This is a genomic window from Achromobacter sp. JD417 (assembly GCF_041879325.1).
In the GTDB taxonomy this organism is placed as follows: domain Bacteria; phylum Pseudomonadota; class Gammaproteobacteria; order Burkholderiales; family Burkholderiaceae_B; genus Achromobacter; species Achromobacter mucicolens.
The window spans coordinates 4,317,876-4,342,046 of the sequence record NZ_CP087159.1 but is presented as its reverse complement, the minus strand read 5'-3'; the positions used below and the strand labels follow the sequence as shown (position 1 = coordinate 4,342,046).

At 67.1% G+C, this 24,171-nt stretch carries 23 protein-coding genes; 9 read left to right on the top strand and 14 right to left on the bottom strand.

Annotation, left to right across the window (positions count from 1 at the left end):
• Nucleotides 1-92: 92 nt before the first annotated feature.
• The 3 genes from rpmG to LN047_RS20025 form a co-directional block, all read right to left on the bottom strand.
• Entirely contained in the window at nucleotides 93-260 is a 168-nt protein-coding gene (gene rpmG / locus LN047_RS20035) for a 50S ribosomal protein L33 (RefSeq protein ID WP_003810296.1), read from the bottom strand.
• Nucleotides 261-297: 37 nt separating this feature from the next.
• Complete coding sequence (gene rpmB, locus LN047_RS20030) at nucleotides 298-534, bottom strand: 50S ribosomal protein L28 (RefSeq protein WP_050447723.1); 237 nt, start codon at nucleotides 532-534, stop codon at nucleotides 298-300.
• Between the two features lie 300 nt (nucleotides 535-834).
• On the bottom strand, nucleotides 835-1,983 hold the full coding sequence (locus LN047_RS20025) for a Bcr/CflA family multidrug efflux MFS transporter (protein WP_056322832.1): 1,149 nt from the start codon (nucleotides 1,981-1,983) through the stop codon (nucleotides 835-837).
• Nucleotides 1,984-2,191: 208 nt separating this feature from the next.
• On the opposite strand from LN047_RS20025, the gene LN047_RS20020 reads away from it, so the two are divergent.
• From LN047_RS20020 to LN047_RS20000, 5 genes are all read left to right on the top strand, one after another.
• Nucleotides 2,192-3,460: a class I SAM-dependent methyltransferase gene (locus LN047_RS20020; protein ID WP_373980000.1), complete on the top strand. Its 1,269-nt coding sequence runs from the start codon at nucleotides 2,192-2,194 to the stop codon at nucleotides 3,458-3,460.
• A 498-nt stretch (nucleotides 3,461-3,958) separates the two neighbouring features.
• Nucleotides 3,959-4,960 carry an ABC transporter substrate-binding protein gene (locus LN047_RS20015; protein ID WP_373979999.1) on the top strand — a complete coding sequence of 334 codons (1,002 nt, stop codon included), beginning with the start codon at nucleotides 3,959-3,961 and terminating at the stop codon, nucleotides 4,958-4,960.
• Between the two features lie 292 nt (nucleotides 4,961-5,252).
• A complete protein-coding gene (locus LN047_RS20010; RefSeq protein ID WP_056322838.1) occupies nucleotides 5,253-6,110 on the top strand; it encodes a proline/glycine betaine ABC transporter permease in 858 nt (285 codons plus the stop codon).
• Nucleotides 6,107-7,375, top strand: a complete 1,269-nt coding sequence (locus LN047_RS20005) for a glycine betaine/L-proline ABC transporter ATP-binding protein (protein WP_373979998.1) — start codon at nucleotides 6,107-6,109, stop codon at nucleotides 7,373-7,375. Before LN047_RS20010 ends, LN047_RS20005 begins: the two co-directional genes overlap by 4 nt.
• Nucleotides 7,376-7,501: 126 nt before the next feature.
• On the top strand, nucleotides 7,502-7,876 hold the full coding sequence (locus LN047_RS20000; RefSeq protein WP_056322842.1) for a tautomerase family protein: 375 nt from the start codon (nucleotides 7,502-7,504) through the stop codon (nucleotides 7,874-7,876).
• A 75-nt stretch (nucleotides 7,877-7,951) separates the two neighbouring features.
• On the opposite strand, the gene LN047_RS19995 is transcribed toward LN047_RS20000, so the two are convergent.
• The 3 genes from LN047_RS19995 to LN047_RS19985 all read right to left on the bottom strand — a co-directional run bounded on the left by LN047_RS19995 (nucleotide 7,952) and on the right by LN047_RS19985 (nucleotide 10,721).
• Nucleotides 7,952-8,917 (bottom strand): Bug family tripartite tricarboxylate transporter substrate binding protein, encoded by a 966-nt coding sequence (locus tag LN047_RS19995; RefSeq protein WP_373979997.1) that lies wholly within the window; start codon nucleotides 8,915-8,917, stop codon nucleotides 7,952-7,954.
• A gap of 80 nt (nucleotides 8,918-8,997) precedes the next feature.
• The gene (locus tag LN047_RS19990) at nucleotides 8,998-9,477 is read right to left on the bottom strand and encodes a MaoC family dehydratase (RefSeq protein ID WP_062842259.1); all 480 of its coding nucleotides are present in this window, start codon (nucleotides 9,475-9,477) and stop codon (nucleotides 8,998-9,000) included.
• Nucleotides 9,474-10,721 (bottom strand): CaiB/BaiF CoA transferase family protein, encoded by a 1,248-nt coding sequence (locus tag LN047_RS19985; protein ID WP_373979996.1) that lies wholly within the window; start codon nucleotides 10,719-10,721, stop codon nucleotides 9,474-9,476. The genes LN047_RS19990 and LN047_RS19985 overlap by 4 nt, the downstream gene beginning before the upstream one ends.
• A 71-nt stretch (nucleotides 10,722-10,792) precedes the next feature.
• Between LN047_RS19985 and LN047_RS19980 the strand changes: the two genes are divergently transcribed.
• The gene (locus tag LN047_RS19980) at nucleotides 10,793-11,692 is read left to right on the top strand and encodes a LysR substrate-binding domain-containing protein (RefSeq protein WP_373979995.1); all 900 of its coding nucleotides are present in this window, start codon (nucleotides 10,793-10,795) and stop codon (nucleotides 11,690-11,692) included.
• Between the two features lie 6 nt (nucleotides 11,693-11,698).
• On the opposite strand, the gene LN047_RS19975 is transcribed toward LN047_RS19980, so the two are convergent.
• From LN047_RS19975 to LN047_RS19965, 3 genes are all read right to left on the bottom strand, one after another.
• Nucleotides 11,699-12,835, bottom strand: a complete 1,137-nt coding sequence (locus LN047_RS19975) for an AAA family ATPase (RefSeq protein ID WP_373979994.1) — start codon at nucleotides 12,833-12,835, stop codon at nucleotides 11,699-11,701.
• A complete protein-coding gene (locus tag LN047_RS19970) occupies nucleotides 12,832-13,725 on the bottom strand; it encodes an RNA ligase family protein (RefSeq protein ID WP_373979993.1) in 894 nt (297 codons plus the stop codon). The genes LN047_RS19975 and LN047_RS19970 overlap by 4 nt, the downstream gene beginning before the upstream one ends.
• Before the next feature lie 310 nt (nucleotides 13,726-14,035).
• Entirely contained in the window at nucleotides 14,036-15,169 is a 1,134-nt protein-coding gene (locus LN047_RS19965) for a metallophosphoesterase (protein WP_373982162.1), read from the bottom strand.
• A 294-nt stretch (nucleotides 15,170-15,463) separates the two neighbouring features.
• Between LN047_RS19965 and LN047_RS19960 the strand changes: the two genes are divergently transcribed.
• The gene (locus LN047_RS19960) at nucleotides 15,464-15,979 is read left to right on the top strand and encodes a GNAT family N-acetyltransferase (RefSeq protein WP_373979992.1); all 516 of its coding nucleotides are present in this window, start codon (nucleotides 15,464-15,466) and stop codon (nucleotides 15,977-15,979) included.
• A 16-nt stretch (nucleotides 15,980-15,995) separates the two neighbouring features.
• Here the strand turns inward: LN047_RS19960 and LN047_RS19955 are convergent, their stop codons facing one another.
• From LN047_RS19955 to LN047_RS19940, 4 genes are all read right to left on the bottom strand, one after another.
• Nucleotides 15,996-17,021 (bottom strand): histone deacetylase family protein, encoded by a 1,026-nt coding sequence (locus LN047_RS19955; RefSeq protein WP_223576424.1) that lies wholly within the window; start codon nucleotides 17,019-17,021, stop codon nucleotides 15,996-15,998.
• A 132-nt stretch (nucleotides 17,022-17,153) separates the two neighbouring features.
• The gene (locus tag LN047_RS19950) at nucleotides 17,154-18,188 is read right to left on the bottom strand and encodes a Bug family tripartite tricarboxylate transporter substrate binding protein (RefSeq protein WP_373979991.1); all 1,035 of its coding nucleotides are present in this window, start codon (nucleotides 18,186-18,188) and stop codon (nucleotides 17,154-17,156) included.
• Nucleotides 18,125-19,201 carry an NADPH:quinone oxidoreductase family protein gene (locus tag LN047_RS19945; protein ID WP_373982161.1) on the bottom strand — a complete coding sequence of 359 codons (1,077 nt, stop codon included), beginning with the start codon at nucleotides 19,199-19,201 and terminating at the stop codon, nucleotides 18,125-18,127. Before LN047_RS19945 ends, LN047_RS19950 begins: the two co-directional genes overlap by 64 nt.
• On the bottom strand, nucleotides 19,201-20,412 hold the full coding sequence (locus tag LN047_RS19940; protein ID WP_373979990.1) for a CaiB/BaiF CoA transferase family protein: 1,212 nt from the start codon (nucleotides 20,410-20,412) through the stop codon (nucleotides 19,201-19,203). Before LN047_RS19940 ends, LN047_RS19945 begins: the two co-directional genes overlap by 1 nt.
• Before the next feature lie 104 nt (nucleotides 20,413-20,516).
• Here LN047_RS19940 and LN047_RS19935 point away from each other — a divergent pair, with 104 nt between their 5' ends.
• Nucleotides 20,517-21,482, top strand: coding sequence for a LysR family transcriptional regulator (locus LN047_RS19935; protein WP_373979989.1), 966 nt, complete (start codon nucleotides 20,517-20,519; stop codon nucleotides 21,480-21,482).
• Here LN047_RS19935 and LN047_RS19930 read toward each other — a convergent pair.
• On the bottom strand, nucleotides 21,461-22,864 hold the full coding sequence (locus LN047_RS19930) for a 3-deoxy-D-arabino-heptulosonate 7-phosphate synthase (RefSeq protein WP_373979988.1): 1,404 nt from the start codon (nucleotides 22,862-22,864) through the stop codon (nucleotides 21,461-21,463). The two genes, LN047_RS19935 and LN047_RS19930, sit on opposite strands and share 22 nt — an antisense overlap.
• 299 nt (nucleotides 22,865-23,163) lie before the next feature.
• Between LN047_RS19930 and LN047_RS19925 the strand changes: the two genes are divergently transcribed.
• A complete protein-coding gene (locus LN047_RS19925; protein ID WP_056322871.1) occupies nucleotides 23,164-24,165 on the top strand; it encodes a ligase-associated DNA damage response exonuclease in 1,002 nt (333 codons plus the stop codon).
• Nucleotides 24,166-24,171: the final 6 nt, after the last annotated feature.

Below are 24,171 nucleotides of genomic sequence, written 5' to 3'. Positions count from 1 at the left end.
ATCAAAAGCGGGCAATAAAAAGCGGGCAATAAAAAGCCGGCAATAAAAAAGGCCCTGCATGACAGGGCCTTTTTTGCGGGATACCGGCTGAATTACTTCAGCTTGGTTTCCTTGTAGTCGACGTGCTTGCGAGCGACCGGATCAAATTTCTTGATCAGCATCTTCTCGGGCATGTTGCGCTTGTTCTTGGTGGTCGTGTAGAAATGACCCGTGCCGGCGGTCGACTCGAGCTTGATCTTTTCGCGGATACCTTTGGCCATGTCGTGCTCCTAGTATGTAGATTGGCGGGGCGGCCGATTAGGCCATTTCGCCGCGGGCACGCATTTCGGCCAGCACGGCTTCGATGCCGTTCTTGTCGATCGTGCGGATGGCCTTGGCAGAAACACGCAGGCGAACCCAGCGGTTTTCGCTTTCAACCCAGAACCGGCGCGATTGCAGGTTGGGCAGGAAGCGACGCTTGGTCTTGTTGTTTGCGTGCGAAACATTGTTGCCCACCATCGGGCCTTTGCCGGTCACTTGGCATACGCGTGCCATGGATGCACCTCTTTAGTGTCGTTCTTGCCGCGCATCGCTTCGGGGGAGTAGACGGGGGTTTAGCCGCCGGGCTGTGAAGGCTGCTGTACGCTGCCTTGGCCGGCCACCCAGTCTTAGTGGATGAGGGGGAAAGTGATTTCACCCCAGTGCTTATACCCGCTGCCTGCCGCCCGCTTGCATTCACAACACGCGGTTGGGGGTCAGAGTGCTGAACTACAAAGCATAGTAGTCCTGCACGGGAAACTTCATGTGAAGACCGCGATTCTAATACGAAAATCTTAAGTAAATCAAGCTGCAGGGCTAGGCGGTGTGCGAACGCGCCACACGCCCGGCCGTCCAGGACAGGCATGCGCAGGCCGCCAGGGTGGTGGTCAGCGGCAGGGCGGTGTCGGATTGCCAGGCGCTGACGGCGAAACCCGCGAGGGCGCCGCACGACAACTGAAGCGTCCCCAATAGCGCAGACGCCGCGCCCAGCCGCTTGCCCTGGTCCGCCAGCGCAAGCGCCGCCGAGTTGGGGTTCACAAAGCCCTGGCTGCCCATGTAGCAGATCAGGCACAACATCAGCAGCGGCAGCGTCAGCAGCCCGGCCAGCGTCAGCGCGACGGCGGCGAGGCTGGCGCAGGCCAGCGTGACCAGCGCGCGGCTTTGCAGCTGGCGCGGGGTGTAGGTGCGCAGCAGCCGCGCGCTGATCTGCGAGCAGATGATGAGCGACAGCGCGTTGGTGCCGAACAGCAGGCCGTAGTATTGCGGCGGCACGCCGTAGAGTTCGATGAAGACGCGGGGCGAGCCGATGATGTAGGCAAACATGCCGGCCTGGCCAAAACCGCCCGCCAGGCTGTGCGACATGAATCCGCGGTGCGCGAACAGGCCGCGATAGTTTTGCAGGATGGTGCTCCAGCGCAGCGGCACCACGCGCTCGGGCGTGAGCGATTCCTTCATGATGAGGATGACGGCCGTCATCAGCATCGCACCGCCCGCGAGCATCACCCAGAAGAGGCTGCGCCACGAGGTGATGGCCAGCAACTGGCCCCCGATCAGCGGCGCAAGGATCGGCGCCAGGCCCATGATGAGCATCAGCAGCGACATGGCGCGCGCCGCTTCGTGGGTCTCGTAGTGGTCGCGGATGACCGCGCGCGGAATCACGATGCCGGCCGCGCCACCCATTGCCTGCACGACGCGCCAGCCGGTCAGGGCTTCGACCGATCCCGACAACGCGCACCCCAGCGAGGCGATCATGAACAGGGTCAGGCCCACCAGCAGCGGCGGCTTGCGGCCGAAGCGGTCGGCCATCGGGCCGTAGAACACCTGCGCCATCGCCAGGCCGATCAGGTACGCCGCCAGCGTGCGCTCGACATCGCCGCGGGAGACACCGAGATTGGCCGCGATCGTGGGGAACGCGGGCAAGTACATATCGATGGCGAACGGGCCGATGGCCGTCAGCGCGCCCATGAGGATGAGCCAACCGGGCAGGCTGCTGCGGGATGTCTGTGATGGGGGCATGTAGATCGCGATGAAACGCAGGGACAGGGCGCGTGGCGGTGCAGGGGCTGTACTGGCCGCGCCAAGCCGGGGACTTTATCATGGGCGGGCTTACAGGAAAATTGCGGGTGCTTTCCGAAAGCGTCCCTGGCGCCGCTACGCATCCGGAGGAGAAGCCGTGAATCCTTTGCTATCTGTCGTGGAACGCAAACTTCAGGCCCTGCCTGTCCCTGTGCAGCTTGTGCTGCCCGATGGCGCCGTGCTCGGCGCGCCGGCCCCCCGCGTGCGGTTCGTGACGCACGACAAGAGCGCGCTGGCCCATCTTGCCGAAGGGGCCGTCGGCGTGCTGGGCCAGGATTACGTCGAAGGCCGCATCGATATCGAAGGGCGCATGCGCGACGTCATGGCGGCCGCGGCAAAGCTGCTGCCCGGTTCGCCCATGGACGCCGCGCGGGGCGGATGGCTGACCGAGCTGGTGCGCAAGGTGATGTCGGTGTGGCGGCATTCGGTCGAGCGCGACGCCAAACAGATTCAGTTCCACTACGACCTGTCCGACGACTTCTACGCGCTGTGGCTAGATCCGCGCCGCGTCTATTCGTGCGCCTACTACCGCGAAACCGGCATGACGCTGGCGCAGGCGCAGGAGGCCAAGCTCGATCTCATTTGCCGCAAGCTGCGTCTGTCGGCCGGCGAGCGGTTCCTGGACGTGGGCGCGGGTTGGGGCGGCCTGCTGCTGTGGGCCGCCGAAAACTACGGCGTCGACGCCACCGGCATCACGCTGTCGCGCAACCAGCATGCGCACGTCAGCCGGCTGATCGAAGAGAAGGGGTTGTCCGGGCGGGTCCGCATGATGCTGCTGGATTACCGCCAGCTGGACGAATCGCAGCCCTACGACAAGATCGCATCGGTCGGCATGTTCGAGCACGTGGGGCGCGCGCAGCTGGAAAGCTACTTCGCCAAGCTGCGGCGGCTGCTCCGGCCGGGCGGGCTGATCATGAACCACGGCATCACCGCGGCCGGCGTGTACAACGCCGAACTGGGCAACGGGATGGGCGAGTTCATCGAGAAATACATCTTCCCGGGCGGCGAGCTGACGCACGTCAGCGTGGTGATGCAGGCGCTGGCCAATGGCGGGCTGGAAGACCTGGACGTGGAGAACCTGCGGCCGCACTATGCGCGCACGCTGTGGGCCTGGAGCGATGGACTGGAGGCGCGCTTGCCCGAAGCGGCCCGCATCCTGGGCGGGGACCAGGGCGAGCGGTCGCTGCGCGCGTACCGGCTGTATCTGGCCGGGTGCGCCATGGCCTTCGAGCATGGGTGGATCGCGCTGCATCAGATCCTTGTCCAGCATCCGGCGACGGGCCGCGCGGACGAACTGGATGGGCCAGGGGATCTCTCTTATCCGTGGCGGCGGGACTATATGTATGGATCGCGGTCCGGAGAGTGAGGGGCCGCGGTGTCAATTGGACCCATCTTAAAAGCATGAATGTTCGAGATTTCTGGAACCAATTGCTGTGTTGCAGTGCACTCTGGAACGCGCTGAACGTATTAATAGGCACATAATATTAACTAAATGTATCTGCGTTTTCGGGTTTGGTCTCCCTAGGAGAAATCCGCCGTTTCCCCCTGATCTACTGGGGTTTTCCCGGGGTAATTTGACCGTGAATGTATCTGTTTCATTCACCCCCGGGGTTGGGCGGCGCAGCAATTTCGTTTAAGATGCTGCCTTCTTCGTTCAGTTTGTTCTCTTTCTGTGAGTATTCAAAAACCCGTTTTTGAAGCTCCCTGTCTTGCAAGACGCCGCATCCCTCGCGGGCAGTCTTGTTGCTAGTGTCGGTTTGTATTGGCGGTTCAGCCCGTCTTCCGCACAACCCCCTTAGCTCCACGGTGCCGCCCCAGGCTTTCATCCTGGCGTGAGTGCCTGAACCTATGGAGGCAAAAGCCAATGCGTTTTACCCCTGTCAAGTCCCTGGCCGCCGCGGCCGTTTTGTTTGCGTTTGCTGGCACGGCTCAAGCCGCCGACGCTCCGCAATGTGAACTCAAGCGTCCGGTCATGTTCGGCGCCATGAACTGGGAATCCAACCTGGTCCTGGTCGACGTCGAACGATTCATCATGGAAAAGGGCTACGGTTGCAAGACCGAAACTCTGCCCACCGAGACCTTGCCCGCCCTGGCCGCCCTTGAGCGCGGCGATCTGGACATCAACACCGAGATCTGGCTGAACAGCGTGGCCGATCCCTGGGCCCGCGCCGAGAAGACCGGCAAGGTCAAGCGCATCGGCGATCTGTACATGGGCGCCGAAGGCTGGTACATCCCCAAGTACACGGCCGAGCGTCTGCCCGAGCTGAAGTCGGCGGCGGACCTGCCCAAGTTCAAGGATGAATTCAAGGATCCGGAAGAACCCGGCAAGGGCCGTTTCTATGGCTGCCCGGCCGGCTGGGGTTGCGAAGTCACCAGCAACAACCTGTTCCACGCCTTGAAACTGGACGACGCCTACACGCTGTACTCGCCCGGCACGGGCGCTGCGCAAAAGGCGGCCCTGATGTCGGCCTACAAGCGCAAGCAGAACGTGGTCTTCTATTACTGGTCGCCCACGCCGCTGGTCGGCGCCATGGATCTGGTCAAGCTGGACCTGCCGGCCTACGATGCTGAAAAGCACAAGTGCCTGACGTCGCCCAAGTGCGCCAAGCCCGAGCCCAGCGCCTACCCCGACAACCCTGTCTTTACCGCGGTGAACACCAAGTTCTCCGAAGATGCGCCCAAGCTGACCGAATTCCTGTCCAAGGTCTCGGTGCCGCTGCCGGTCATCAATGAAACCCTGGCCCACATGGAAGAGTCCGGCGATGAGTCCAACGCCGTGGCCAAGTGGTTCCTGAAGAACAAACCCGACGTCTGGACCAAGTGGGTCCCCGCCGACGTCGCCGGGCGCGTCCAAAGCGCGCTGTAAAGCACTGTGATCCTGGCTGCGCGCCGCGGTGGCGCGTACCGGCCCGTCAAGGGGCCGGAACTCTTTGCCGGGATGGCCGCCGGCCGGGCGCATGCGTCCGGCCCGGCAAGCGTGCTTGTGCCGCCACCCGCGGTGGCAGTGATTCCGGTGCCGGGCACCGATGCGGAATGGATTTGCGCAATCAGCGGTCCTTCCGGGTGCCTGGCGCCAGTCTCAGTCTCGATGTCTTGTCCTGCGCCAGCGTGCCCGGTGGCGACACGGGCGGCGAGCGCGCCAGAATGGAGTCGAATGTATGTTTCCTGAAATTATTCCCGCCCGTCAGGTACGGGGGGCGATCGACGGTTTCGTCGATCACCTGGTCACCAACTACGCGGACACGCTGGAAAAAATGTCCCAGCCCGTGCTGCACGCGTTGGTGTGGCTGGAGCAACTGCTGCGCAATTCGCCCTGGTGGGCGGTGGTCGCGGTCACCATCGCGATCGCCTACGGCGTGAGCCGCCGCATCGGCCTGAGCCTGGCGATGGGCGCGCTGCTGTGCGTCATCGGGGTGCTGGGCTTGTGGGACGCCGGCATGCAGACGCTGGCGCTGATGATCATGGCCGCCGGCCTGTCGGTGCTGATCGGCATTCCGCTGGGCGTGCTGATGGCACGGGTGAACTGGCTGCGCTCGGGCATGCTGCCCGTGCTGGACGTGATGCAGACGATGCCCAGTTTCGTGTATCTGATTCCTGTCGTGATGCTGTTCGGCCTGGGCAAGATCCCCGCCATCATCGCAACCGTCATCTACGCCGTGCCGCCGCTCATCCGCCTGACCGACCTGGGCATCCGCCTGGTCGACCGCGAAGTGCTGGAAGCGTCGCGCGCCTTTGGCGCCAACCCGCGCCAGCAGCTGTTCGGCGTGCAGCTGCCCCTGGCGCTGCCCAACATCATGGCCGGTATCAACCAGACCACGATGATGGCGCTGTCGATGGTGGTGATTGCGTCGATGATCGGCGCGCGCGGCCTGGGTTATGAAGTGCTTCTGGGCATCAACCGCCTGGAAGTGGGCCGGGGCCTGCTCGCCGGCCTGGGTATCGTGGTGCTGGCCGTGCTGTTCGACCGGATCACGCAATCGTATGGACAGCGCATGCGCACGGGAGGCCAGCGATGAGCAAGATCGAAGTCAAGAACATCTACAAGATTTTCGGTGCGCATCCGAACAAATGGCTGCAGGCCGCCCAGGGCGGCATGAGCAAGGAAGAGCTGCTGGCCAAGAGCGGCCACACGCTCGGCCTGCGCGACATCAGCCTGTCCATCGAAGAAGGCAGCATCTACGTCATCATGGGGCTGTCCGGTTCGGGCAAGTCCACGCTGATCCGCCACTTCAACCGCCTGATCGAGCCCAGCTCGGGCCACATCCTGGTCGACGGCGTGGACGTGGTCAGCCTGAACAAGCGCGACCTGGAAATCTTCCGCCAAAAGAAGATGAGCATGGTGTTCCAGCGCTTTGGCCTGTTTCCGCACCGCACCGTGCTGGACAACGCGGCGTACGGCTTGACCGTGCAGGGCGTTGGCAAGGCCGAGCGCGAGAAGCGTGCGCGCGAATGGCTGGAGCAGGTGGGCCTGTCGGGCTTCGAGAACCAGTATCCGCATCAACTGTCGGGCGGCATGCAGCAGCGTGTCGGCCTGGCGCGCGCGCTGGCCACCGATGCCGAGATCCTGCTGATGGACGAAGCGTTTTCCGCGCTGGACCCGCTGATCCGCCGCGAAATGCAGGATCAGCTCCTGCAGCTTCAGGCCAAGCTGAACAAGACCATCGTCTTCATCACGCACGATCTGGACGAAGCGCTGCGTCTGGGCAACCGCATCGCCATCCTGAAGGACGGCGAACTGGTGCAGGAGGGCACGCCGGAAGACATCCTGCTGAACCCGGCCAACGATTACGTGCAGTCGTTCCTGCAAGACGTGAACCGCACCAAGGTGCTCAACGCCACGCACGCCGTGAATCCGGCGCGCCTGACGCTGACGATGCGCTCGCGCCCGGCGCACGCCGTGGACCGCATGAAGGCGCTGAACTACGAGTACGCGCCGGTGCTGGATGGCAAGCGTCTGGCTGGCGTGCTGACCGCCGAGGCCGCCGAGAAGGCGATGCAGGAAGGCGTGCGCGACGTGTCCCGCTTCGTCGAGGACCTGGCGTCGGTGCCGGCCACGGCTGGCCTGGGCGAGGTGCTGGCGCAACTGGTGCACAGCGACCAGCCGGTCGCCGTGACGGGTGAGGACGACGAGTTCCTGGGCATGCTGTCGCGCAAGAAGGTCGTCGAGCTGGTGACGCCGGCCCTGACCGAGACGCAGGTGGCGGGCGACGCCGCCACGCCCGATGCGGCTGCGTTGACGGCCCAGCCCGAGCAGGAAAGCGAGGGCAAGGCCGCCGCCTGATCCCCGCATCGTCGGCATGACCCCATGCGCCCGCGTGCACCTGCTTGCACGCGGGCGCAGTCACGATATGATGGCTTGCCGGCCGGCTTGGCCGGCTTTCCTCGTCATGCACCCTCGGAACCTGCCATGCCCCTCTTGAACGTCCAGATCATGCAAGGCCACTCGGCCGCCCAGAAAGCCGCTCTCTTGAAGGCGGCGTCCAACGCGGTGGTCGAAAGCATCGCGGCCCCGGTGCCCAGCGTGCGCGCCGTGCTGCACGAAATCCCGGCCGAACACGTGATCGTGGCGGGCGAGATCGGCAAGCGCATGGCGCGCGTGGACGTGGACCTGATCGAAGGGCGCGACGAGGCCAAAAAGGCCGCGCTGATCGCGGCGCTGAACCAGGCCGTGTGCGCCAGCCTCGACATGTCGGGCGAAGACGTGCGCGTGATCCTGCGCGACGTGCCCAAGACCGACATGGGCGTGGCCAATGGACTGAGCGCCAAGGCCGCCGGACGCTGATCCGGCCCGCCCGCAGAACAGGAAACGCCCGCTTGCCGCGGGCGTTTCTCATGGGCGAATACGTGGGCTGCGCAGTCAGTCCAGCTTCACGTTTGCCGCCTTCACTACCTCGCCCCACCGCGCGATCTCGCTCTTGATGTAGGCGGCGTATTCCTGCGGTGTCGACCCCAGCGCCTGCGCGCCCTGCACCTTGAGCTGCTTCTGCATTTCCGGGGATTTGAGCGCGCGCAGGATCTCGGCGTTCAGCTTGTCGATGACGGGCGCGGGCGTGCCTGCCGGCACGACGACGCCTTGCCAGGCGCCCATGCCAAAGCCCGGCGCCACCGTTTCCGCCACCGTCGGCACGTTGGGCAACTGGTCGCTGCGGGTCTCGCTGGTCACCGCCAGGGCGCGCAGCTTGCCTTCGCGGATGAATCCCAGCGAGTCGTTCAGCGTGTTGGTCATCACCTGGACCTGGCCGCCGACCAGGTCGGTCATGGCCGGGGCGCTGCCGCGATAGGGCACGTGGACCGCGTCGATGTTCAGCGACTTCAGGAGCAGCAACGCGCCCAGGTGCGTGACGTTGCCCGCGCCCGCCGAGCCGTACGACAGCTTGCCGGGATGCTTGCGGGCGTAGTCGACAAACGCGGGCGCTGTGTCGGCGGGCACCGAGGGATGCACCAGGAGGACGAGTGGAATGACGGCCGTGCTGGAGACGGGCGAAAAGTCCTTGACCGGGTCGAACGCCAGCGAGCGGTACAGGTTGGGGCTGAGCGCGATGGACGAGGTGTTGTACAGCACCGTGTAGCCGTCCGGCTTGGCCGCGGCCGCGTATTGCATGCCGATGTTGCCGTTGGCACCGCCCTTGTTTTCGACGACGACGGTCTGGCCGAGCTGGTCGGTGAGCTGTTTGGCCAGCACGCGCGCCACCAGGTCGGTCGGCCCGCCGGGCGGGAAGGGCACCACCATCGTGATCGGGCGGTCGGGCCATGCGGCCTGGGCGCTTGCGGCGCCTCCCAGCGCCAGGATGGCCAGCGTGGCGGCCAGCATTGCTTTTTTCATGGTTGTCTCCTTGTGCTGTTATGGATACTGCGAACTGACGGCCGCGTCCTCTGCCGGGACCCGTGCCGCCGCAGGGGCATTCAGCCGGGTCTGCCGGCCAGCATGCGCACGGCCGTGTAGGCCATCACCGGCTTGCCATGCTGGTTGCGGACGTCGATCGCGGACGTGACCACCGCGCGGTTGTGCTGCGAGGTGGGGCGCACGCCGGTCACTTCGATCTCGGCCCAGATCGTGTCGCCGGCCACCACGGGCGCGATCATTTTCTTGTGGACTTCCAGCAGCGCCAGGCCCGTTCCCTGCACCATGCCCTGCATGATCAGCCCTTCGATCAGGCCGTAGGTCAGCGCGCCGGGGGCGGGCCGGCCCTTTATCGCGCCGTGGCTGTAGGTGGCGTCGATGAAGATGGTCTCCAGCATGCCCGTGACGCTGATGAAGTTGACGATGTCGGTCTCGGTGACCGTGCGGCGAAACGTCTGGAAGCGCTGGCCGACGGTAAGGTCCTGCCAGTAGTAGCCCTGGCCCAGTTGGGCGGCGGGCGCGGCGTTGCGGTCTTGGGTCATGCGGTGTCCTTGGCGTTGTCGGAAGAGGGGGAGGGCGCTTGGCCGGCGGCGCCCGCTTGCAGCAGGGCGTCGATGGTGGACGGTTCAAGGCCGGCCTGGCGCAGCACTTCGTGGGTGTGCTCGCCCAGGCGCGGCGGCATGGCGGGCGGCACGCTGGACTGCTGCAGGCGCACCGGGTTGCGGGGAAAGCGGTATTGGCTGCCGGACGCGCTTTGCAGCGGCACGAAGAAGCCGACGCTCTCCAGGTGCGGATCGGTCTCCAGGTCTTCCAGCCGGTTAACGGGCGCGGCCGGAATCTCCAGCCGCTCGCACAGGGCAAGCCAGTACGCGGTGTCGTGGGCCGCGACGATGCCGGCCTGCAGTTCGTACAGCGTCTCGATGTGCCGGGTGCGCGCCGAGATGTCAGCAAAGCGCGGATCCTGCGCCAGGTCGGGGCGGCCGGCGGCGTTGAAGAAATCGCGCCAATGGGCGTCCGTGTAGGGCATCAGGCAGACGTGCCCATCGGCGGTCTGGCAGGGCCGGCGCCACGGCGTCAGCACCCGCGGATAACCGGCCGGGCCGGGCGCATCGGCCAGATGGCGGCCGTAGTAATGCTCCACCAGCGCAAACGACGCCATGCTTTCGAACATGGGCACTTCCAGCTGCTGGCCGCGGCCCGTGCGCTCGCGCTGGAACAACGCGGCCAGGATGGCGTGCGCGGCGATGAGGCCGCAGGTCTTGTCGGCGGCGACGGTGGGCAGATAGCGCGGCGCGCCGGTCTGGCGGCCGACCAGGTCGGCGAATCCGGACAGGCCCTGGATGATGTCGTCGTAAGCCGGGCGGCCGTCGTAGGCGCCGCCTTCGCCAAAGCCATACAGACCGGCATACACCAGCCGCGGATGGCGGGCGCACAGCGTGGCGGGGTCCAGCCCCAGCGCGGCCATCTTGGCCGGCCGCATGCTGTGCATCAGCACGTCGGCCTGGTCCACCAGCGTCAGCAGCGCCTCGCGCGCGGCCGGCTGCTTCAGGTCCAGCACGATGCTGCGCTTGTTGCGGTTCAGCCCCAGGAAGATCGCGGACAGGCCGGGCTCCTGCGCGGGGCCGGTGTGCCGAGTGGAATCGCCGCCGGGCGCTTCGACCTTGATGACGTCCGCCCCGTAGTCGGCCAGGATCTGCGAGGCATAGGGGCCGAACACGACGGAGGTCAGGTCCAGGATGCGGATGCCGTCCAGCGCAGAGACGGTCGGGGAGGGAGGCGTGGTCATGGCGGAAATCCTATCGGCGCCGCACATACGCGTCTAATATGGCTTCGGTATTGCTTGATACGGAATCTGTTATGGCTATAGATTTGCGCCAGCTTCGGCAGTTCGTCACGATTGCCGAACTGGGCAGTTACCGCCGTGCGGCGGAGGCCCTGCACATTGCGCAGCCGGCGCTGTCGGTGTCGATCCAGAAACTGGAGCACGCGGTGGGCGTGCCGCTGCTGGTGCGGGGCGCCAAGGGCGTCTCGACGACGCCGGCGGGCGATGCGCTGATGGCCGACGCGCGCCGCGCGCTGTTTCATACCGACCAGGCGCGTCAGGCCGCCCGCCGGGTGGCGCTGGGCGAATGGGGCACGCTGCGGCTGGGCTTCGTGGGCTCGGCCACCTACATGCTGCTGCCGCGTTGCCTGCCCGCCTTCCGGACGCAATACCCGGACGTGCAGCTGGATCTGCGCGAGGACAGCACGGTCGGCCTGGTGGCGATGCTGCGCGCCAACGAAATTGACGCCGGCCTGGTGCGCGGGCCGCTGGCCGTAGACAACGAACTGGATTCGTGGGTGGTCGAGCGCGATGACCTGATCCTGGCCGTGCCCGCCGGGCATCCGCTGGCCGGCGCCGGCCCGATCGCGCTGGAACGCATGCGGTCCGAGAACTTCGTGCTGTATTCGCCGGCCAAGGTGCCGGGGCTGAACGGGGTGACGCTGGCGCTATGCCACAAGGCGGGGTTTTCGCCCCGCATCAGCCAGGAAGCGATCCAGGTGCAGACGCTGGTCAGCCTGGTCGCCAGCGGCCTGGGTGTGGCGCTGGTGCCCGGCGTGACCCGTGCCTATTCGACGCCGCATGTGGCCTTTGTGCCCTTGACCGACCCGGACGCGCACGGCGCGCTGTCCCTGTCGCTGGTGACGCATCGCGACACGTCGTGCGCGTCCGTGCTGCGGCTGCGGGACAGCATGCTGGCGCCGGCCCCGGCCTGACCGGCGCTACACCGCGTAGACCACGCGGTGCGCCTCGGTCGGCAGCGGCAGGTCCCAGCGGTGCAGCATGCCCGTCAGGGTCTTGTTGGACAACGATGTGTCGCGCCGGGCATTGCGCCGCAGCAGCTCGGCGCGCGGCTTTTCCAGATACACCAGCTCCACGTCGGCCTGATACGCGTACAGCAGGTCCAGCGTCTTCTTGCGCATCAGTTCGCTGAGGTTGGTGGCGTTCCACACGAAGGGTGCGCGGGCGCGCAGCAGGGCCTTCGCGCGGTCGACGGCCAGGTGCGCCACCATGCCCTCATTCTTGCCGTGGCGCAGCCCCAGTTCCTCGCGCGCATCGTCGAACGACACCACCGGCAGATCGGGATGATGCGCCGCTACCCAGGTGTTCTTGCCGGAGGCGGGCAGGCCCGACATCACGATGACGCGCGAACCGGGCTCCTGGAACAAGGCGTAGTCGGGATGCACGTCCGCGCCGCGGAAATAGCTGACGGCGGTGTGCGCATCGGCAAATGCGCGGGGCTGGCCGAAGCACGCTTCGTCGCGCGCCAGTTCGCAAAAGAGGGCGATGTTGTCCAGCACGCGGCCCGCGTCCGCGCAGAGGCGGCCGCGCATGTCGGCCTCGGCTAGCATGGCAAGCAGCGGAAGGGACAGCTGCCAGGACAGCTCGCGCACGATGAATTCGGGCGAGCGGCCGCGGCGCGAGCCTTCCAGTGCAAAAAACGGCACCTGATGCGTGGCGATCAACCGGCAGATGGCTTCGCGCACCGCGAAGGGGACGCCGGCGTCCCACAAGGCGATGCGCGCATCGATCGCGCCCTTGCGCGAATGGCCGGGCTGGCCGATGGCGCCCGTCACCGGGTCGATCACCGTGGTGCTGTGCTTGGCCACGTCGTGCAGCAGCGCCGCCAGGAACACGATCTCCTGGTCGGCGCGTGACGCAGCCTGGTACTGCGGCAGCGCGAGCAGCGCGTCCACGACCATTTGCGTGTGCGTCCATACGTCGCCCTCGCCGTGATAGCGCGGGTCCTGCGGCGTGGTCTTGGCCAGCTCCAGCGCGGGAAAGGCCGCCAGACACGCGGCGTAATCTACGCTGCGCGCAGGCGTGGGAACCAGTGCCCGGATCTGTTCGTAATTCATGATGTCTCTCCGTCGCGGGGGGCGCCGCGCAAGGTGTCCCAGTCCACCGCGAGGCGCGGCGCGTACAGGTCGACGCCGTCGGCGAGCAGATTGGGGATGTAGGGCTGCTCCGAATGGTGCATGTCGGAATCCAGGATGGCCTGCACGAAGTCGCGGCGCACCCACTTGTAGCGGGCGAGCGTCTTGCCGTCGGCTTCGGCCTTGATGTAGAGGCCTTCGGACAGATCCGACTTGTCGCACTGCTTCCAGGCGCGCGCCAGGTCCAGGCCTTCGCGCAGCACGGTGGCCTCGAACGCGTCGCGCCAGCCGGCCGTCTTGGCAAGCGAGGGCTTTAGCAGGGCCTTCAGATCGGCCAGCCGCGCGGGCGCCGGGCCTTCGTACAGCACCGGCACGGACAGCACCGGCACGGACAGCACCGGGCCGCCGGCCAGCAGCGCGCGGCGCGCGCCGGTCGACAGAAATTGGCCGGTGCGGCGGTCCAGTACATCGAATTCAAAGAAGTGATGCGGCAGCGCGTCGTAGAACACGGAGTGCTTTTTCGACAGGGTTTCGCCGTACATCACGTAGCGGTCTTCCAGCCGGTCCAGCAGCCAGTCCGCATGCGCGGCGGCCCAGGCCTTGATGAAGCTGAACTGCCGTTCGCGCCCGCCGCCCACCAGATAGTGGCCGCGCGATTGCAGCAGCAGTTCGCCAGACGGGCTGAAACTGATGCCCGTGTTGGCGCCGTCGAGCTTTTCTTCAACGACAAGGGTCTGGCCCGCCAGCGTGCGATAGGGCACGTGGCCGTTGCCTTCGTCGCCTTCCTGCAGGCGCGAGCCTTCCAGGTGGGGCGTTCGGGGATATCGGAACAGGTCCAGCGATTGCGCGTAGGCGCAGAAATCCAGCGTCATGGGTCTTCTCCAGCAGATGGGAAAAGCCGACAACGCAGTCTTTACGGGAGGGGAAGCAGCGATGGGGTGGTGTTGCGCTTCCTGGATCCGCGCCTGCCGGGCGGGGTGTGCTCATGACATGGCGTTGAGCAGCGAATGCGGGCAGGCTGACCGCGGTACCAGGACGGTACTCGTCGGCGTTCAGGCGAATTGACGAATGGCAGACACGGTTGCACCCAGAAAATGGCAAGGGTTGAAAAAGCAGGGCCGAATGCTAAGTCAGCGCGGCGGCGCTTGTCAATGCGCCGCCGAAGTGGCCCGCTCGCCAGCGTCAGGCAGGAGGCGCGGCGTGCAGCACGATCTGCGTGATTTCCGACGGCCGTCCGAGCCGGATGGGAAATCCCGGCCACAGGCCCGCGCCGTTGCTCACGTAGAGCTGCATGCCGCCGACCCGATACATGCCGGACACATAGCCCTCGTTGGCCAGTTGCGTGATGAGATGCGGGCCCAGGATCTGGCCGCCGTGCGTGTGGCCCGACAACTGCAGGCCGGCGCCAGCCTGCGCGTGGCGCTTGGCGCCGACCGGCCGGTGGCTCAGCAGGATGACCGCAGACGACGGCGGCACGCCCTTCATGGCCGCGTCGATATCCGGCAGCGGCTGGCCGACGCGCGCGGCCACGCTGTCGGTGATGCCCGCCAGCACTAGCGGCTGGCCGTCGCGGTCAAGGACCATGTGTTCGTTCAGCAGCATGCGCAGGCCCAGCTTCTCGAAGGCCTGCAGCCAGCCCAGGTATTCGGCGTAATACTCGTGGTTGCCGGGGATCGCCACCACGCCATGCGGCGCGCGCAGATCGGCCAGCGGTTGCACGTCGGCGGCGCGGGCCGCGGGCGTGCCGTCGACCAGGTCGCCGGTGATGAGCGTCAGGTCCGGTTCAAGCGCATTGGCGCGCGCCACGACGGCCTGCATCCAGTCGCGTTGCAGCAGGCGGCTGGCGTGCAGGTCGGTCAGATGCACGATGCGAAAGCCGTCGTAGGCGCGCGGCAGATTGGGCAGGGCGACCTCGATGGTTTCGACTTGCGGCACGCGCACCGCCTGCCAGACACCCAGCGCGGACAGCGCCAGCGCGGCCACGGCGGACACGGCGCGCAGGCGCGGGCAGCCCAGCAGCGCGCGGCCGCGGCGGCGCGAAAACAACGACACGGCAAGTCCCGCCACGTCCGAGACGAACAGGAAGACGGCCAGCAGAATCAGCGCGCCAAACGCCCAGCCGAGCGCCATCAGGACGGCGGCGGGCACCTCGGGCGAGGCCATGGTGCCGAAGAAGGTGCGGGTGATGAGGTGATGTTCGGCGGCAAGCAGCACCAATGCCGACAGCAACAGCTTGCCGGCAGCCGGCCAGCGCAGACGCCAGACGAAGCGCCAGATGACGTAGAGCGCGATAAACGCGGTGATGACATGAAACACGTGCGACATCCTGAATCTTGTTGTTGGAATCGCCGGGGCCTGCCTATTGCGGCCGCCCAGGCGAATTGTCCCGCGAGGGATCGCCGATTAAACAACGGATTGCGGGGGGGGGGGATTGAAACATTGGGCGGGGGGGCGGTGGGCCGCGCCAGTCCGGTGTCTGACACCCTGGAGACAGCCGGTCGCATTGAAGTTCATCTCACCAGGGTGTCAGACACCGGACTGAGGGTGTCAGACACCGGACTGCCGCGGCGTAGAATCGCGGGCGTCTGCATTTGGAGATTTCTGCGCCCCATGTCGATCCGTTTCGCTCGTCCTGAAGATGCCGTCCTCTTGCCCGCCATCGAACGATCCGCGGCGGCGGTGTTTCGCGCGGCGCCCGGGCTGGCGTGGATCGCGGACGATGCGGTCATGTCCGAATCCGAGCATCGGCGCCTGATCGCGCAGGGCACGGCGTGGGTGGCGCAGGACGCCGAGCGCGTGTGCGGATTTCTAGGCGCGGAGCGCTTTGACGACGACCTGCATGTGTGGGAGCTGGCGGTCGATGCCGAACATCAGCGGATGGGGCTCGGTCAGCGTCTGGTGCAGGCCGCGTGCAGCCATGCCGAGGCGGCGGGGCTGTCCGCGGTCACGCTGACGACCTTTCGCGATTTGGCCTGGAACGCGCCGTGGTATGCGCGGCTGGGTTTTCGCGAGGAGACCGCGTTGCCCGGAACGCGGCTTTACGCGGTGCTGCAAGCCGAAGCCCGGCACGGGCTGCCCGCGCAGCGGCGTGTGGCGATGCGCCTGCCGGTTGCCGGCGGCGCGTGACTGGCCGGGGCATCCGCTAACGTCCAGCGCCCGTCAGTCCCGCAAAAAACCGCGTCGCGTTCGATTCCAGCCCATCGATGTAATAGCCCCCTTCCTGCACGATCAGTGTGGGCAGGCTCAGGCCGCCGACCTCGCGGCCCAGGCGCTCGAAACCGTCTTCCGTCACGCTGACCATGGCCTGGGGATCCTTCTCGAAAATGTCAAAGCCCAGCGACAGCACCAGGGCATCGGGCTGGAACAATGCGATCGCACGCCGCGCCTGCGCCAGCCGCTCGAAGAACACGGATTCCGGCGAGCCGTGTGGCATGGGCAGGTTGATGTTGTAGCCATAGCCCGCGCCGGCGCCGCGTTCGTCCTCGAAGCCCGCCACCACGGGGTAGAAGTTCTCGGGATCGCCGTGGATGGAGACGTACAGCACGTCGCTTCGTTCGTAGAAGATTTCCTGGATGCCTTGGCCGTGGTGCATGTCGGTGTCCAGGATGGCGACGCGGGGAAACCGGCGGGTCAGCCGCTGGGCGGCGATGGCGGCGTTGTTCAGGTAGCAGAAGCCGCCCGCGGCATCGCGCCGCGCATGGTGGCCGGGCGGGCGGCAGATGGCGTAGGCGCTGCGGTCGCCGGCCAGCAGCGCATCGGCGCCCGCGATGGCGCATTGCGCCGACCAATAGGCCGAATGCCAGGTCTTCGGGCCAACCGGGCAACTGCCATCGGCCAGGTAACGCCCGGCCTTGGCCAGCACGCCGCGCAGCGCGTTGGGCTCGCGCACGAAGACGTTCGACACGACCTCGCCGCCCCAGTCTCCGGGCAGCTTCATCCAGTCTTCATGCGCATCTTGCAGAAAGCGCAGGTAATCCAGGCTGTGCACCGCCGCGATCGCGCCCGCCCCGTCGTCGGCCGGCGCCTGGACGTCGAAGCCCAGCTTGCGCGCCGCCTGCACCAGGCCGTCCAGCCGCGACGGCACCTCCTGCGGCGTGCGCATCTTGCCGCGCGAAAAGTAGGTCTGCGGATGGTGAAGCTTTTGATCGTCGTGAAAGAACGCCTTCATGCCTGGGACCTCTGGACTGGTTGGCTCGCAAACCATGAATTCTTATCCAGCGGCGCGGCGCTGCTTATGGGGGATTACCCGCGCCGCGCTTGCCCGCGTCCGTCCGAAGGTCTTCGCGGCCCGCCTTTCCCACTACTGCGGCTTGATTTGCGCCGCCTTGACGATGTCCCGCCACTTTTCGCCTTCCGACACGTTGAATCGGGCAAACGTCGCGGGGTCCGATCCCACCGGCTTGGCACCCAGGCCGGCATACTGCGTTACGACATTGGGCTGGCGAAGCGCCCGGGCCGCGTGCTCGGACAGCTTGGCCACGATGGCCGGCGGCGTGCCTTTGGGCGCCCACAGGCCGTACCAGGTGCTGATGTCAAAGCCCGGAAATCCGGACTCGGCCATCGTGGGCACGTCGGGCAGCTCATCCACGCGCCGGCTTGTGGTGACCGCCACCGCGCGCAGCTTGCCGGACTTGATGAAGGGCATGGCCGACGGCATGGAATCGAACATCAGCTGAATCTGTCCGCCCACCAGATCCGTCAGCGCGGGCGCGCTGCCTTTGTAGGGCACGTGCTGCATCGGCAGGCCGGCGCGCACCTTGAAGGACTCGCCCGCAAGCTGCTGCGCAGACGCCGACCCGGCCGAACCGAAGTTCAGCTGTTGGGTCTTGCCCTGCGCCACCAGGTCCTGCACGGTCCGCACCTTGGACGTCTGCGGCACCACCAGCACCAGCGGCACGTCCGCCAGCTGCGTGATGGGCGCGAAATCCTTGAAAGCGTCATAGCGCATCGACGCGTAGATGTACGGGTTGATGACATGCAGCGAGGCGTTGGCCAGGAATGTGTAGCCGTCGGGCGCGGCGCGCGCCACAAGGTCCGCGCCGATCATGCCGCTGGCGCCCGGCTTGTTGTCGACGACGATGTTCTGGCCGATGGTCTTGGACATTTCCGCGGCCACCAGCCGCGCCACGATATCGGTCGGACCGCCCGGCGGGTAGGGCACCACCATGGTGATGGGCTTGCTGGGGTAGGCATCGGCAGCCTGCGCCGCGACCGTAAAGCAGGCGCAACTGGCCGCCAGGGCCAAGGCTGCAAGCTGGCGAATGCGGGGCGCTACATCGATCGCTGCGCGGGCGCGGCGCGGCCAGGCGGCGCGCCGGAAGTCGTGGGTACGCATGGGGTTGTCTCCGTCGTTATTGTGATCGCCACCTTGCCGACGACTTGTCGGCTTTCCAGGGCGGCGAGTGCTGCGGCAAGACCGGTGATCGGATAGATCGCCGTTACAGCCGGCCGGATCCGCTGGCGGCGGGCCCAGTCGAAGAGGGTGGACATGGTCCGCTGCACGGCGGGCGCGTGGACGATGCGTTCGTCCGCGGGCGTCCAGCCGATGTAGCGGCCAAAGAAAAACCCATGCAGGGCAATGTTCTTCACAAGCAGCAGGTTCAGCGGCACGTCGGGAATGCGGCCGCTGGCGAAACCCACCGACACCATGCGCGCGTTGGCCGCCGCGGCGCGCACGCTGTGTTCGAAGGCGTCGCCGCCCACGGCGTCCAGCACCACGTCCGCGCCACGCCCGTGGCTGGCCGCCTTGACGGCCTGCGGCATGTCCGCGTCGGCGGCGAACGCATGGGCCGCGCCCGCGTCCAGCGCGGCCTGGCGCTTTTCCGGCGTGCTGGCGCAGGCGATCACGTTCGCGCCCAGTGCCGACGCAATCTCGACGGCCGCCAGCCCCACGCCGGAGCCGGCGCCCAGCACCAGCACCGTCTCGCCGGGCTGCATGGCGGCGCGCCAGAGCAGCGCTGTCCAGGCGGTGCCGTACGAAATCGGGATGGGCAGCGCGCTCAGGAGCGGCAAGTCCTCGGGCACCGGATAGACGGTGTATTCGGGCACGGTCAGGCGTTCGGCGTAGCAGCCCCAGCGCGCCAGCGCCACCACCCTGTCGCCAGGCTTGAGGCGCGTGACCTTGGCGCCGCAGGCGATGACGCGGCCGGCGGCCTCCGTGCCGGGCGCAAAGGGCAGGGGCGGACGGCTTTGATAACGTCCCTCGATCAGCAGCTTGGTTGCATGGCTGACGCTCGCATGCTCGATGGCGATGGTGACCTCGTCGGGGGCGGGGGCGGGCGCGTCGGCAAGCTCGCCGGGCACGACGTCCTCGACCGGACCGTGGCGATGGCAGACCAGGGCGCGCATCATACGGCCTCCTTGCTGCAAGCAGCCTGGCGCAGCACGCCGGCCTCAAGCAGGGCCTGGATCTGCCCGCGCGGCACACCCCAATCGGTCAGCGCCTCGACCGTGTGCTCACCGACCGCGGGCGCGGCGGCAAGGGGCCGGCGCGACAAGGCGCCAGCCGCGCGCGCATAGGGCAGCGGCTCGCCGCCTGGCTGCGCCAGCGGTTCCAGCAAGCCCAGGTGCGCGGCCTGCGGATGCGCGGCCAGACCGTCGTAATCGCGCACGCGGGCATGCAGCACGTCTTCGCGCGTCAGGCGTTCCACCCAGTGCGCGGCGGGATGCAGCGCCAGTTGCTCGGCCATTTCCCGATGCAGGCGGTCGCGCTGCGCCATGCGCCCCGCGTTGGTGGACAGGGCCGGATCGGCCAGCCAATCGGACCGCTCGAGCGCGCGGCACAAGCGCGCGAACTGATCGTTGTTCAGCGCCAGCACCGACAGGCGCGCGTCGGCGGTGTCGAACACGCCATTGGGCGCGCTGACCGCCACCGCCTCGCGCTGCCCCGCGATGCCATAGGCAAGAATGTCGTTCACCTGCAAGGCCGCGCAGGCGGCAAGCAGACTGAGCTGCACATGCTGGCCGCGGCCGCTGCGCGCCTGCTGGTAGAGCGCGGCACTGGCGGCCTGCACGGCGTACAGCGCGGTGGCGATGTCTGCCATCAAGAGGCCGATGCGGCGGGGCTCGCCCGCGGGCGTCTGGTTGGCGAACATCAGGCCGCTGTCGGCCTGCATCACCGAATCGGACGCCGGCGCGTTGGCATAGGGGCCGTCCGGTCCGTAACCGCTGATGGACACGTAGACGAGACCGGGGCAACGCGCCGCGAGGCTGTCGTAGCCCACCCCCATGCGCTCGGCCACGCCCGGCCGGAAGTTCTGGATCACCAGATCCGCGCGTTGCGCCAGTTCCGCGAGAAGCGCCTTGCCGCGCGGCTGGCGCGCGTCCACGCACACGCCGCGCTTGCCGGCGTTGTAGGCAATGGACAGCGCGCTCTGGTCGTCGCGCACAACGCCCACGTGCCGGCCCCAGTCGCCGTCGGGCGGCTCCACCTTCATGACGTCGGCGCCTTGCTGCCACAGGATCTGCGCGCAGTACGGGCCCGCGATCCCCTGGCTCAGGTCCAGCACGCGCAGTCCGGCGTAGGGGCCGCAGGAAGCGTCAATGGGCGGGGTCGGCATGGGGATCGGGCGCTCCTCGGCTAGGGGGCTAGGGCAATGAAGACGATGCTAGACTCGGCCGACGCATTGGACAATCCATCGGTTTGTGCCGGGAATGGTGAATCATGATTGACAATATGCCGGACCTGAACCTCGTCAGGCTTTTTGTCGCGATGGTCGAGTCGCGCAATCTCAGCGCGGCCGCCCAGCGTTGCGGCATGACGCGGTCGAACATGTCGCACCGGCTGAAGCGGCTGGAACTCGATCTGGGCGCGCAACTGTTCCGGCGCACCACCCGCCATGTCGAACTGACGCAGGCGGGGCAGTTGCTGTACCAGCACGGCATCCGGCTGCTGGACGAGATGCGCACGGTGCAGGCGGCCATCGACAGTCTCGATGGCGCGGTGCGCGGCGACGTGCGCATCCGCCTGCCCACGGGGCTTGGCCATCTTTATCTGGCGCCGGTGCTGCTGGAATTCGCGCGCGCCCATCCCGACATCGCGCTGCGCGTGCACATCAACGACGGCATCGGCGACCTGATCTCCGCCGAAGTCGACATTGCGCTGAAGATCACCTCGTCTCCGCCGGAAGATCACGTGGCGCGGCGGCTATGCGGCATCCAGTGGTGCCTGTGCGCATCGCCCGGCTTTCTGGCGCGCAACGGGCCGGTGCAGCACATCGAACAGTTGGGCCGTTGCGACCTTATCGCGCCGCAATCGCTGGGCCGGCGCTTCGATCTGCGGCTCAAGCAGGCGCACGGCGATCCGTTGATCCTGCGCGTGGCGCCACGGCTGCAGTCGGGCGATTATCCGTTCCTGCGCGACGCGGTGCTGGCGGGCCTGGGCGTGGCGCTGCTGCCGCGTTACGCCGTGTGGGAAATGCTGCGCGATCAGACGCTGATGCAGGTGTTGCCCACGTTCGAGCCCGAGGGCGTGGGCGATGCCATCTATCTGCTGACTGCACCGAACCGCTTTCCGTCGATGGCCACGCGCGTGCTTGCCGACTTCATCCGCGAGCACATCGAGCGGCATGCGCGGGACTGGGGCGGGACGCTTGCCGCCGCGAGCGATCAGGCTTTTACGCCGTCCTGACCCAACCGCGCGATGGCCGCCTCAAGATCGTCGGCATGCACCATCAACGCCCGCACCTGCTGCAAGCACGGAAACTGATTGAGCACGGGGCTCCAGCGAGGCTGCGCAAGCAGTTGACGCCATAGCGGCGCAAGCGTCTGCGAATCTGGCGCTTCGCCCGCGATCGTCTGGCTGGCGTAGTCCAAACTTTCTTGCGCGGAAAGCAGCTGCATGCGGCTCGCGGCGCTGAGCAGCCGGGGCGCGGTTTCCGCGGGCGCGTCCGAGAAATAAAGAATCGTGCTGGCAAGCTCGTCCGGGTCCACCGGCAGCGCGGCCAGCGCCGCGCCGCGCAGCCGCAGGGGCCCCTGATGGCTGTCGAACACATAGGTGGTCTGCGCATCGGCATGCTTGAGCAGCCGCAGGCCGCGCAGCAACCGCGGCAGATCCGTGGTGGCGGCATCCGTGGAAGCCTTGGCCTCCACCAGCAGACACACGTCCCAGACCGGGCCCGCCGCATCGCCACCCGACTGCCGCAGCAGAGCCACGTCCCATTCGGTCTTGGCGCGGTCGGCATTACCGGGTATCGATGCCGGCACGCGCAGGGACGTCGCCACCCGATAGGTCTCGCCAGCCGCCTGCGCAAGGTGTTGGGCCAGCGCGGCAATTGACGCTTGCGCGCGCGCCTCGACGGCCACACCGCGGCGCCGCGCGTCCAGCCCCTGGGCGGCGGCCTCGGGCGTGCCGGTGCGCGGGCCTTGGCGCTGCCACAGGGATTGATAGCGTTGAACTTGGGGATCCGACGCCAAGTCGTCCTGCCGCCGCAGACGCGCCAAGGCGGGGTCGCGAAGCAACGCCTCCAGTTGACCGGCAAGCGCTGGGTCCGCCTTCTCATCGGACCCCAGTGCGGAAAGCAGGGCTTGCACGCCTTGCGTCAGAACGCGCCAATCGCCGGCGGCGCAGGCGCTATCCAAGTCCGCGAGCGCATCGGCCAACGGCCCGGCGGGCATCCGGCGACGTTTGCCGGGATGCGCAAACGCAGCCACCGCCGTGCGCACGGCGCGCCGGTCCGCGCCCGCGTGCGCCGATAGCGAAGCATGTTCGCGCACCTGCGCACTTTGATGGCGCAGGACCATGGCCTGGAAAACGGGGTCTCCGCCCGGGTCCCGCAGGGCGTCGCGAATCAACCGCGACAGCGCAGCGACAAAGAGATGCTGATGTTCGCGCTGGGGCTCGGCGCCGGAAATCAGCGCCGCGCGGCCTGCTTCGATGGCGGCGGCAAGCGCCGCCGCCGGGTCGGAATCTTCAAGCCCGCGCGCGGGTGCGGACATTGCCGCGACGCGGTAGCGGCGCGCCACGGCGCGCAGCGTCTGTTCGATCAAGGCGGGCGGTAAGGCAGCGGGCATGAAGGTTCCGTGGCATGCCCGGCCTCGTCGCTAGATACCTACCAGGGTACGACCGACACGGCGATCGAAACCACGACGACCAGGGCAATGATGGTGAGGATGTGATTTGTACGCATATTTTCTCCTTTGAGCCACCGCTACACACTACTTGCTTGCGACGCCCCTCGTCTGCAACTGAAGTTTTAAATTCTCATCGGATGTTAGCGGCGCGCGTTTGGCGCGGATTTCCCGCGGCGGCGCGGGGTATAACCAAGGCAAGCGGCCGCGAACCCCTTGCGCCGCGCCGATCGGGAGGTGCCATGCGCGACATCGTGCAATTGCGTCCGGAAGGGCTGTACTGTCCGGCCGGCGGCTTTCACATCGATCCGTGGCGGCCGGTGGACGTGGCCGTGCTGACGCATGGTCACGGCGATCATGCGCGTTCGGGCATGGGCCGCTATCACACCAGCGCCGAAGGCTTGCCCATTTTGCAATGGCGCCTGGGCGACCAGGATTACCGGGTCCATGCTTACGGCGAGACCTTCACGTTGGGCGACGCGCGCGTGTCGCTGCATCCGGCCGGCCACGTGCTTGGGTCGGCGCAGGTGCGCATCGAAGTCGGTGGCGAAGTCTGGGTCGTGTCCGGCGACTACAAGCGCCAGCCCGATCCCACGTGCAGCCCCTTTGAAGTCGTGCCCTGCGACACCTTCATCACCGAGGCCACCTTTGGGTTGCCCATCTATCGCTGGCCCAGCGCCTCGGACGTGGCGCGCGACATAGTGCAGTGGCGCGACCACTGCGCCGCGCGCGGCGAGGCGGCCATTCTGTATTGCTATGCGTTAGGCAAGGCGCAGCGCGTGCTTGCGGAATTGATCCCGTTCATCGACCGCCCGGTCTACCTGCATGGCGCGATCGCCGCGGGCGTGGACGTGTACCGCAAGGCGGGCGTGCCGCTGGCCGAGACGCGGCTGGTCATCGACGCGGACGGCCCCGCCGCCTCGGGCACGGGATTTGCTGGAGAGCTGATCCTTGCGCCGCCGTCAGCCGCCGGCAGCCCGTGGCTGCGGCGCTTTCGCAAGGCGCAGCATGGGTTTGCGTCCGGGTGGATGCGGCTGCGCGGCAATCGGCGGCGCCGCAACATGGATCGCGGCTTCGTGGTGTCGGACCATGCGGATTGGCCCGATCTGGTGCGCACGATCCGCGACACCGGCGCCAAGCGGGTCATCGCCACGCACGGCGACACCGAGGCGCTGGTGCGGACGCTGAATGATTCGGGCATCGCCGCGGAGACGTTGGTGACGCAGTACGGAGAAGACGACTAGGACGGA

Bases quoted from the DNA above. Each gene is read 5' to 3' on its own strand.
- LN047_RS20005 (WP_373979998.1), top strand. From the start codon at position 6,107: ATGAGCAAGATCGAAGTCAAGAACATCTACAAGATTTTCGGTGCGCAT.
- LN047_RS19990 (WP_062842259.1), bottom strand. From the start codon at position 9,477: ATGACCCAAGACCGCAACGCCGCGCCCGCCGCCCAACTGGGCCAGGGC.
- LN047_RS20010 (WP_056322838.1), top strand. From the start codon at position 5,253: ATGTTTCCTGAAATTATTCCCGCCCGTCAGGTACGGGGGGCGATCGAC.
- rpmB (WP_050447723.1), bottom strand. From the start codon at position 534: ATGGCACGCGTATGCCAAGTGACCGGCAAAGGCCCGATGGTGGGCAAC.
- LN047_RS19995 (WP_373979997.1), bottom strand. From the start codon at position 8,917: ATGAAAAAAGCAATGCTGGCCGCCACGCTGGCCATCCTGGCGCTGGGA.
- LN047_RS19960 (WP_373979992.1), top strand. From the start codon at position 15,464: ATGTCGATCCGTTTCGCTCGTCCTGAAGATGCCGTCCTCTTGCCCGCC.
- LN047_RS19930 (WP_373979988.1), bottom strand. From the start codon at position 22,864: ATGCCCGCTGCCTTACCGCCCGCCTTGATCGAACAGACGCTGCGCGCC.
- LN047_RS19955 (WP_223576424.1), bottom strand. From the start codon at position 17,021: ATGAAGGCGTTCTTTCACGACGATCAAAAGCTTCACCATCCGCAGACC.
- LN047_RS20025 (WP_056322832.1), bottom strand. From the start codon at position 1,983: ATGGGCGCGCTGACGGCCATCGGCCCGTTCGCCATCGATATGTACTTG.
- LN047_RS19975 (WP_373979994.1), bottom strand. From the start codon at position 12,835: ATGAATTACGAACAGATCCGGGCACTGGTTCCCACGCCTGCGCGCAGC.
- LN047_RS19935 (WP_373979989.1), top strand. From the start codon at position 20,517: ATGATTGACAATATGCCGGACCTGAACCTCGTCAGGCTTTTTGTCGCG.
- LN047_RS19940 (WP_373979990.1), bottom strand. From the start codon at position 20,412: ATGCCGACCCCGCCCATTGACGCTTCCTGCGGCCCCTACGCCGGACTG.
- LN047_RS19945 (WP_373982161.1), bottom strand. From the start codon at position 19,201: ATGCGCGCCCTGGTCTGCCATCGCCACGGTCCGGTCGAGGACGTCGTG.
- LN047_RS19985 (WP_373979996.1), bottom strand. From the start codon at position 10,721: ATGACCACGCCTCCCTCCCCGACCGTCTCTGCGCTGGACGGCATCCGC.
- LN047_RS19970 (WP_373979993.1), bottom strand. From the start codon at position 13,725: ATGACGCTGGATTTCTGCGCCTACGCGCAATCGCTGGACCTGTTCCGA.
- LN047_RS20000 (WP_056322842.1), top strand. From the start codon at position 7,502: ATGCCCCTCTTGAACGTCCAGATCATGCAAGGCCACTCGGCCGCCCAG.
- rpmG (WP_003810296.1), bottom strand. From the start codon at position 260: ATGGCCAAAGGTATCCGCGAAAAGATCAAGCTCGAGTCGACCGCCGGC.
- LN047_RS19925 (WP_056322871.1), top strand. From the start codon at position 23,164: ATGCGCGACATCGTGCAATTGCGTCCGGAAGGGCTGTACTGTCCGGCC.
- LN047_RS19950 (WP_373979991.1), bottom strand. From the start codon at position 18,188: ATGCGTACCCACGACTTCCGGCGCGCCGCCTGGCCGCGCCGCGCCCGC.
- LN047_RS20015 (WP_373979999.1), top strand. From the start codon at position 3,959: ATGCGTTTTACCCCTGTCAAGTCCCTGGCCGCCGCGGCCGTTTTGTTT.
- LN047_RS19980 (WP_373979995.1), top strand. From the start codon at position 10,793: ATGGCTATAGATTTGCGCCAGCTTCGGCAGTTCGTCACGATTGCCGAA.